The sequence below is a fragment of the Pseudomonas sp. PICF6 genome (assembly GCF_009831705.1).
GTDB lineage: Bacteria > Pseudomonadota > Gammaproteobacteria > Pseudomonadales > Pseudomonadaceae > Aquipseudomonas > Aquipseudomonas rhizophila.
Window position 1 is genome coordinate 263346 of record NZ_WUUD01000011.1, and the last position, 2589, is coordinate 265934.

The 2589-nt window shown below is 58.3% G+C and carries 4 protein-coding genes; 3 read left to right on the forward strand and 1 reads right to left on the reverse strand.

Annotated elements, in window-relative coordinates; translation table 11 throughout:
* Positions 1 to 94: 94 nt before the first annotated feature.
* The gene (locus GSM73_RS04985) at positions 95 to 472 is read right to left on the reverse strand and encodes a hypothetical protein (protein ID WP_030139341.1); all 378 of its coding nucleotides are present in this window, start codon (positions 470 to 472) and stop codon (positions 95 to 97) included.
* Between the two features lie 195 nt (positions 473 to 667).
* Here GSM73_RS04985 and GSM73_RS04990 point away from each other — a divergent pair, with 195 nt between their 5' ends.
* From GSM73_RS04990 to def, 3 genes are all read left to right on the forward strand, one after another.
* Entirely contained in the window at positions 668 to 859 is a 192-nt protein-coding gene (locus GSM73_RS04990) for a CsbD family protein (RefSeq protein ID WP_047228344.1), read from the forward strand.
* A 175-nt stretch (positions 860 to 1034) separates the two neighbouring features.
* Complete coding sequence (locus GSM73_RS04995; RefSeq protein ID WP_047228343.1) at positions 1035 to 1979, forward strand: YihY/virulence factor BrkB family protein; 945 nt, start codon at positions 1035 to 1037, stop codon at positions 1977 to 1979.
* A 2-nt stretch (positions 1980 to 1981) separates the two neighbouring features.
* Positions 1982 to 2521 (forward strand): peptide deformylase, encoded by a 540-nt coding sequence (gene def / locus GSM73_RS05000; protein WP_047228342.1) that lies wholly within the window; start codon positions 1982 to 1984, stop codon positions 2519 to 2521.
* Positions 2522 to 2589: the final 68 nt, after the last annotated feature.

Below are 2589 nucleotides of genomic sequence, written 5' to 3' on the forward strand. Positions count from 1 at the left end.
AGATTGGTGTGGCTCATGAAAGCGTGGGGCTGCTTCACAGCCCAGCGGGGATAAATCCCCTCGCCACAGGAAGCCCGGCAGCCATACGGATTGGTTACAACCGAAACTGGGCAAAATCCAGGTTGGTGCCACCCGGGCGCATGTCCTGCAGGTACGAATCCTTGTCGGCGCTCAGCTCCAGGCTCAGGGCCGCCTTGCGCTTGCCCTGGTTGCGTACTTCCAGGCCTTCCATTTTTTCGCGCAGGAACACGGTCGGTACCTTCAGGTGCAGCAGCTCATCGGTGGCCGGCGTGTGCAGCAGCAGGTGGATCCATTCGTACTGACCGATGGCCAGGCGTGCCACCGGGATATCGAACCAGAAGATGTTGCGGTTGCGGTTCAATTCGCTGAAGTGGCAGTTATTGACGCCCAGTACGGCGCCGCCCAGTTCCTGGTTTCTGCGGGCGATGGCCTGCTTTTTATCGAGTTTCATAACGTTCCTACGAGATTGGAGCTTCAGGTCGCAGCCTGAATACGTGGGGCATTCTCGGGGGTGGATCGGCAAACATAAAGCTCAACCTGCATCTGACGATGAAATGCGCTGCTGAAAAAATGAAACTCCCCGCAAACGGCCTCGGTCAACCCTTATGTAATGACTTTTCGTACAGTTGTTCACAGGAGAGACATCATGGGTAGCACGAGCGATAAAGTGAAGGGCGTTGCCAACGAAGCCGTCGGCAACATCAAGCAAGGCGTCGGCAAGGCCACCGACAATGACCGCATGCGCGCTGAGGGCGTGGTTCAGGAGAAAAAAGGTGAGGTTCAGCAAAACGTGGGCAAGGCCAAGGACGCAGTCAAGAAAGGCGTTGACGAGGCATAACCGGCCTGTTGAATAACCGATTGGAACGGCCATCCGCGGGTGGCCGTTGTCATGTCTGCTCGAACTTGCACCGGGGAAATTGTTCCAAAGTCGCCAAACAGGTTACTTTTGTCTTGGATAGCAACCCCGAGAGTCGCCAGGCGACCTTCCTTTTTTGCGGCGAAAGGAGACGCACATGATGTTCCCGGCCTTGAAAGGCTTGCCCTTGCATCGTGTGATGATGCGCACCGTGACCGAGTTTCTCGACGACGAGATGTCGACCTACGCCTCGGCATTGGCCTACCAGATGCTGTTTTCGCTGTTCCCCTTCATTCTGTTCCTGATCGCACTGATCGGTTTCCTGCATTTGCCGGACTTCTTCTCCTGGCTGCGCCTGCAATCGGAGCTGGTGTTGCCACCCCAGGCCCTGGAGCAGGTCAACCCGGTGATCGACCAGCTTCAGCAATCCAAGGGGGGGTTGTTGTCGGTGGGTATCGTCATTGCGTTGTGGACTGCCTCGGCCGGTGTCCGGTTGATGATGAGTGCGATGAACGCCGCCTACGATGTGGTAGAGGGCCGTCCGATCTGGAAGCGCTTCCCGCTGTCGATTTTCTACACCATCGGCATCGCCGGCATGTTGTTGGCCGCCGCGGCGCTGATGGTGCTCGGGCCGCAGGTGATGGGCTGGATCGCGGCCCAGGTCGGGCTGGAGGAGTTCATCGTCACACTCTGGACCATCGTGCGCTGGCCGGTGATCGTGTTTTTGCTGATGGTGGCTGTGGCGTTGATCTATTACGTGATGCCTGACGTCAAACAGGAGTTTCGCTTTATTACACCGGGGTCGGTGCTGGCGGTGGTGGTGTGGATCATCGCGTCCCTGGGCTTTGCGTTTTACGTCAAGACCTTCGCCAACTACAACGCCATGTATGGCAGTATCGGCGCGATCATCGTGCTGTTGCTGTACTTCTACATTTCTTCGGCGGTGCTGTTGCTCGGTGCGGAGATGAACGCGGTGATCGAGCACATGTCCGCCGAGGGCAAGGACCGTGGTGAAAAGAGCCCGGGCGAGCACGAAAAACAGCATGTGTCGGGCCTGGGCCGTGACCATTCCATTCCTCACCCCCACACTGACGAAACCTGACCATGATTCGTGAAATCCTGAAAATGGGCGACGAACGCCTACTGCGTATTGCCCCGCCGGTGCCGCCGGAAATGTTCGACAGCCCAGAGTTGTGGCAGTTGATCGACGACATGTTCCAGACCATGGAAAGTGTGGGCGGCGTCGGCCTGGCCGCGCCGCAGATCGGTGTCGACCTGCAACTGGTGATCTTTGGCTTCGAGCACAGCGAGCGTTACCCGGACGCCGAGGCGGTGCCCCAGACGATCCTGATCAACCCGCTGATTACGCCGTTGGGCCCACTGATGGAGGAGGGGTTCGAGGGCTGCTTGTCGGTGCCGGGCCTGCGCGGTGCGGTCGATCGCTATCAACACATTCGCTACGAAGGCTTTGACCCCAAAGGCGAAGCCATTGTGCGCACGGCCTCGGGCTTTCATGCGCGGGTGGTGCAGCATGAGTGCGACCACCTGATCGGGCGGCTGTACCCCTCGCGCATCACCGATTTCAGTAAGTTCGGCTTTACCGAGGTTATGTTTCCGGACCTGGACCCTGCGGCGGACGACTAGCCTACGCAAACCCTCTGTGGGAGCGAGCCTGAACTGGTCAAGTAATTCTGGACACCAGTTAAGGTTTC

What these genes read in the sequence shown, in the direction of transcription:
- GSM73_RS04985 (WP_030139341.1), bottom strand. Translation starts at nt 472, where the DNA reads ATGAAACTCGATAAAAAGCAGGCCATCGCCCGCAGAAACCAGGAACTG.
- GSM73_RS04990 (WP_047228344.1), top strand. Translation starts at nt 668, where the DNA reads ATGGGTAGCACGAGCGATAAAGTGAAGGGCGTTGCCAACGAAGCCGTC.
- GSM73_RS04995 (WP_047228343.1), top strand. Translation starts at nt 1,035, where the DNA reads ATGATGTTCCCGGCCTTGAAAGGCTTGCCCTTGCATCGTGTGATGATG.
- def (WP_047228342.1), top strand. Translation starts at nt 1,982, where the DNA reads ATGATTCGTGAAATCCTGAAAATGGGCGACGAACGCCTACTGCGTATT.